Source organism: Trebonia sp., assembly GCF_049794275.1.
Taxonomy (GTDB): domain Bacteria; phylum Actinomycetota; class Actinomycetes; order Streptosporangiales; family Streptosporangiaceae; genus Trebonia.
Window position 1 is genome coordinate 1 of record NZ_JBARCR010000433.1, and the last position, 5,216, is coordinate 5,216.

The 5,216-nt window shown below is 62.4% G+C and carries 5 protein-coding genes; 4 read left to right on the top strand and 1 reads right to left on the bottom strand.

The features are described 5' to 3' along the window. Positions 1–385 precede the first annotated feature (385 nt). From WA805_RS11815 to WA805_RS11825, 3 genes are all read left to right on the top strand, one after another. Positions 386–1,003: a histidine phosphatase family protein gene (locus tag WA805_RS11815; protein WP_424564205.1), complete on the top strand. Its 618-nt coding sequence runs from the start codon at positions 386–388 to the stop codon at positions 1,001–1,003. A gap of 284 nt (positions 1,004–1,287) precedes the next feature. Next, on the top strand, positions 1,288–2,028 hold the full coding sequence (locus WA805_RS11820; RefSeq protein WP_422278739.1) for a class I SAM-dependent methyltransferase: 741 nt from the start codon (positions 1,288–1,290) through the stop codon (positions 2,026–2,028). Positions 2,029–2,104: 76 nt separating this feature from the next. After that, a complete protein-coding gene (locus WA805_RS11825; RefSeq protein ID WP_424560318.1) occupies positions 2,105–2,707 on the top strand; it encodes a GNAT family N-acetyltransferase in 603 nt (200 codons plus the stop codon). A 268-nt stretch (positions 2,708–2,975) separates the two neighbouring features. Here WA805_RS11825 and WA805_RS11830 read toward each other — a convergent pair whose 3' ends face one another. Then, the gene (locus WA805_RS11830; protein ID WP_422338744.1) at positions 2,976–3,233 is read right to left on the bottom strand and encodes a hypothetical protein; all 258 of its coding nucleotides are present in this window, start codon (positions 3,231–3,233) and stop codon (positions 2,976–2,978) included. A 621-nt stretch (positions 3,234–3,854) separates the two neighbouring features. On the opposite strand from WA805_RS11830, the gene WA805_RS11835 reads away from it, so the two are divergent. Then, positions 3,855–4,784: a hypothetical protein gene (locus WA805_RS11835; RefSeq protein WP_422274192.1), complete on the top strand. Its 930-nt coding sequence runs from the start codon at positions 3,855–3,857 to the stop codon at positions 4,782–4,784. The last annotated feature ends 432 nt before the right edge of the window (positions 4,785–5,216 follow it).

The window sequence follows — 5,216 nt, forward strand, 5'->3', positions numbered from 1 at the left end:
ATGCCATCTGGTCTCCCGGACGTGCCACCACCTGTGCCTCCCGCCAGCATCTGCATCGACAGCATAACGTGGCAGCACTCGGGCGGTCATCGGCCGCTATCAGTGGCGACCCGGCTCCGAGCGCACCAAATGCCCGGTTCAGGACGCAATTGAGGCGGCCCTCCTGACACTAGAATCCCGCCCGGATCGGCGGCTCCGAGCGCGGTCTCCCATGCTTCTCGATCATTCCACGTGGTGCGATCGAGCAACGTGGCCGATGCGGACCGTCAGCTCGATGCGGCACGACCGGCTCGGTGATGCAGGCTGGGCTATCGCGGGCGAGCACTGCATGACCGGCCTGGGTCGTGGCTAGGTCACCCGCCGCACGCCAAAAGGGAGGAACCAGATGATGGCTGGTGGGACGTTGGCCGGTGCCGGAGAATCTGGGGGCCACACCCTGATCTACCTCGCCCGGCACGGCCAGACTCCGCTCAACGAGTCCGGCGTCCTGCGGGGCCTGGCCGACCCGCCACTGGACGAGACCGGGCGGGACCAGGCTCAGCGACTGGGGGCACGACTAGGTCCCCTGGGGCTGTGGGCTGTTATCTCCAGCCCGCTACTGCGGGCGAGGCAGACCGCGCAACCGATCGCCGAGCGCGCCGGGTTGGAAGTGGCAACCGACCAGTGCCTAGTCGACCGTGATTACGGGCAGTGGACCGGCATCAGCCGCGACGCGGTGGTCGCGCAATGGGGCTCGGTCGATCGTGCACCGGGGGTCGAGCCACGATCAGCGGTGGCCGGCCGGGCGGTTAAAGGGCTGTCGGATATCGCCCGGCGCTACCTTGGCGGCACCGTGACAGTGGTTAGCCACGACGCCGTAAACCGCCAGGTGCTGGTGGCCTTCGACGCAGGGCTGGGCGACCCGGACACGATTCCGCAAGACAACGGCTGCTTCAACACGTTGCTGTGGAAAGGCGGCGGATGGGCTGTTCTCAGCGTTAACGAACTGCCTGAAGGCCCATAATCTTTGCTCGCGCTAACCTTGCGCGGGAAGACTCATCGCCGCGGCAGAACATCCTGTTCGGTGCAGCGCGAAGGTGAAACACCAGCCGTCCCAGACGGCGCCAGATCGGCGGCACTGCACGCGTTCTCCCCGAGCTTCCCGCTCACAGCGTCATGCCGTCTATGTTCATAACCTCGAGGCTGACCTTCGGCCGATCCGGCGTGACTGGGTAGGCCGGAGCTCTCTGAAGGTCGCTGGGTCGAGGTCTTCCTAGAGGAAGCATCCGGCCACGGGACGGCCACATCGTGCTGGCGCTGACGTCCGGTCTGCGGCAAATGAGTGCGTCAACGTCTGTGGTGGCGATGATGCGGGCGAGTGGCAAGATGGCCGTGATGGAACACGATCACGTGGCTGCGCGGGCGCGTCAGCGTGCTCTTGTCCGCCGCGGTTATGACGCGATTTCGCTGGCCTATCGCAGTGATGCTGGCGATGCGGCCGCCTCCTCCGCAGAGGACGTCAGCCGCTACGCCGGCTGGGTGGCGGAACTGGCTGACCTGCTGCGGCCCGGGGCCCGGGTTGTTGACCTCGGTTGCGGGGCCGGGATACCGGCAACCCGTGAGCTGGCCAGCCACGGGCTGCAGGTGCTCGGTGTTGATTTCTCCGCTGTCCAGCTCGGCCGGGCACAGCGCCTTGTCCCCGGCGCCCGCTTCGTGCAGGCCGACATGGCCGCGCTGCACTTGAGGCCAGCACGCGCAGATGCCGTGGCGGCCTTCTATTCCCTGATCCATGTTCCGCTCGCGGACCAGCAGGCATTGTTCCCGCGTATTCGCGACTGGCTGCGCCCAGGCGGGTATTTCCTGGCCATCGTCGGAGCCGGACGGTGGACCGGCACCGAGCCATACCTAGGTGCCGACATGTTCTGGGACCACGCCGACACCGCCACCTATCTGCGCTGGCTGCGGGAGTCGCAGCTGACACCCATCTGGAACCGCTACATCCCGGAAGGAAACAGCGGGCACACTCTCGTCCTGGCCGAAGCAACATGACGACAGGCCAACGGCATGAGCGGTCGATTAGATTAGGCAGACTGCGGTCGATAACCGGTATGAAGCTTGTCGTCAGGTGGACGTAGCTGTGCATGTTTTCCTGGAAACTGAGCGGCTGGTACTCCGCCGCTTCACCACGGGCGATGTGGACAACCTGGCCGGCCTGGACGCCGATCCAGACGTCATGCGCTTTGTCAGCGGAGGCATACCGACGTCCCGCGAGGAGATCGAGAACGATTTCCTGCCGGCATTCCTGGGCTACTACCAGCGTTATCAGGCGTTCGGGTTCTGGGCGGCGATCGAGAAGTCTACCGGGGATTTCCTGGGCTGGTTCCACTTCCGGCCGCGGGAGGGAAGCGCCCCGGGCCAGGTCGAGCTCGGTTACCGGATGCGCAAGTCGGCCTGGGGCAAGGGGTACGCCGCCGAAGGGTCGCGCGCGCTGATCCGCAAAGGCTTCACCGAGTCCGGCGTACAGCGCGTGACCGCCGAAGCGATGGCCGCGAATACGGCCTCCCGGCGCGTGATGGAGAAAGCAGGCCTGACGCTCACGCGGACCTTCAGTCAGCCGTTGCCTGGCGCGGCCGGCGGCCACCCGGTAGAAGTCGTCGAATATGCGCTGAACAGGGCCGGCTGGGAGCAGCGGGACCAGGGTAGCGCCGGCGCTGCCCCGCAGCAGTAGCATCCACAGCAGGCCGCCCGGCCAGCCAACCGGAATGCGGGTAAAGGCGATCTTCTGGTCCGCAAGCCAGATAAGACGCCGGGCATCGGCGTCGCCGGACCGCGGTCACCATGGCAGCTGATGCGTCTCCGCGAAAACGCCAGAGCTTCGCGATCCGGCTACCAGTCAGCTAGCGACGGCTCGCCGCGCTCGCTCTACGCGGCAGATGAGTGCGTGTAGTCCAGGGGCAGCTTTTCACTCACGAGGACTCCGCCGTCAGGCGGAGTCCTCATGTCTCCCCGTGCTCGCGGAGGAATTCACGGAATTCGCAGATCGCCTGCTCCTGATCTGACCCGAGATCGCCGGTGACGGCCATCTGGGTGCCGGTCCAGTAGGCCCCGGCGTACTGAGTGCTGCCTTCCGGCAGCACCAGGATCGGGTGGTGCGCGATCTTTATATGGTCCTGTACGTCGTCCCACGGGACGGCGGCGCGCGCGAGGCCGATCGCAGGCGCCTCGCTGTCCTCGTACTCCAAGTCATCAAGCACTGGCCTTCTCCTGCTACACCGGTGATCCCGCACACGTGGCCGCGTCCATGCGTACAGCTCACCGTAACGGACCAGCTCCCGGCCACGGCAGATCCAAACGGCCGAGTAGCGGCATGAGCGCGCGTTTCCGCGGAAGCGCTTTGTGAAACACTGCACAAGCCGCTTCCGCGGAAACGCCGTGGAAATGGCTGCGGACGGCATGCCGACTAGGTCCGACGCTCTGTCCGGTCAGATGAGTACGTCTCGCTGGAAATGTTTGGCGAGCAAGCGGCACGATACTAACTATTTCTGTCGTAAAAGCCGACCTTCAGGTTCGGACATAGATAAACGACCGTCCATACGCGAGGATGGGACCTCTTTCTCGGTACACGACTTAGCTCTATCGGCGTTTGGGCCCAGATGGCCGAATCGCGGCGCCCCGGCGACATATGAGCAGAACCAGAGAGAATGTCCGTCAGTGTGCGTGTCATCACAGCGGTAACACTTGGTAACCTACTTCCAAACCTAGCCCGTCGGCCTGAGCCTGCGTTACGGCGAAGCGTCTATTGTGCCGCTAGCTGTGTCGTAGTACATTGCCAACACACAGGTTTCTCGCGGGAGGTCATGAGGGGAGGGGTCTGGTTGGCAGATATCTGGATTCCTATTATCGTTGCAATCATTGCAGGCGCATTTGGACTCGTAACCCTCTTCTTTCAAAAGCGGCTGGAACGAGCTTACAAGGAGCGCGACGACGCGTTTCAGCTTAACCGCAAAGTTCGAGAGGAGCGTGCAGCGCCACTTCTCATGGTGGTGAAAGAGGCAATGAACTCAGCGAGGCAGGCCTGCGAACTCGAGACTTGGACTCGCTTTGCAGCAAAAGACGGGCTAATCAGCAGATACCTTGACGTCGCGAAAGACAATTGGCTGGTCAAGGTACAGAACGTCAGTAATCTGGGCTTCCAGGCTATGGCATCGCTTGATGTCTTGACTGCCGCTGAGCTCGCTCAGCGACTGGAGGCTTTCTTCAATTCTTCTCTGGCATTGGCAGAAAAGCGCGAGGCTGTGCTCGATGGTCAGGGCGGGTTCGCCCATACCGAAGAATTCCAAGGAAGTTTCATTAAGTTTATGCAGAGCGGCGAAGAACTTATTGATAATGTAGCCGCGACCGTGTATAGAAGCAGCCATGGCAGTACTGATGGTGAGCAGCTGGCCCAAAGTAGCCTGAGCTGGCTCAAGGTTGGCATGCAAACAATTAACGTTGGGCTGCGACTGGAAGTCGGATGGTTCGCGGTCTGGATATACACGGCGAATTTCAAACAGCATGTTGACGGCTTTGAGGCATGCCTGAAGGCATTGGCCGAAGATTTGCAGACCAATGACAAGGTTCTCGAAGTGAATAATCGCCTGATAAGGTCGACCGACAATGATAGCGCCATGGCCTGGGTGACCGTAAAATGCGCGAGCGATAGGCTTCGTGACGACTTTATTAATAATGATCTTGGTGGAATTCGAATAAAGCACAAGACTCTGTGGACTGATCCTTACCGTGGTCCGAAGGAATATACTGTATGATCAGGCTGCAATGCAATGCTGCGATAACATCCCGCGGGTGAGGGATCTTAATACGTAGCCGAGTGAACCAGTTGCATTATTGTGGTCGGCTGCTGCGCTCACATCGGCTACTTGTGCGGTGGCCCGGGAGTACTTAGCCGGCTCCGCGTTCTTGTCGGTGGATAGCTTCGGTGATGGCTGGGTGCACGCGGGCGAGGCGGGTGTGTTCGCGCCGGACGGTTCGGTGCAGGGGCATTGGCTGGCGGCCGGGGTCGGCGGGCGATCGGGCTGCGGCATACGCTCGGGGCCAGTAGCGCCGCCTGGAAGCTGCCTGAGGAGCGGAGATCGGCATGACTGACCTGGCCATGGACTATCTCGGCCTGGACGCCTTGTTGTCGGCTGAGGAGCTCGCCTGGCGTGATACGGTCCGCGGGTTCGTCCGCGACCGCATCA

Coding starts and splice junctions, on each gene's coding strand:
- WA805_RS11815 (WP_424564205.1), top strand. CDS start 386: ATGATGGCTGGTGGGACGTTGGCCGGTGCCGGAGAATCTGGGGGCCAC.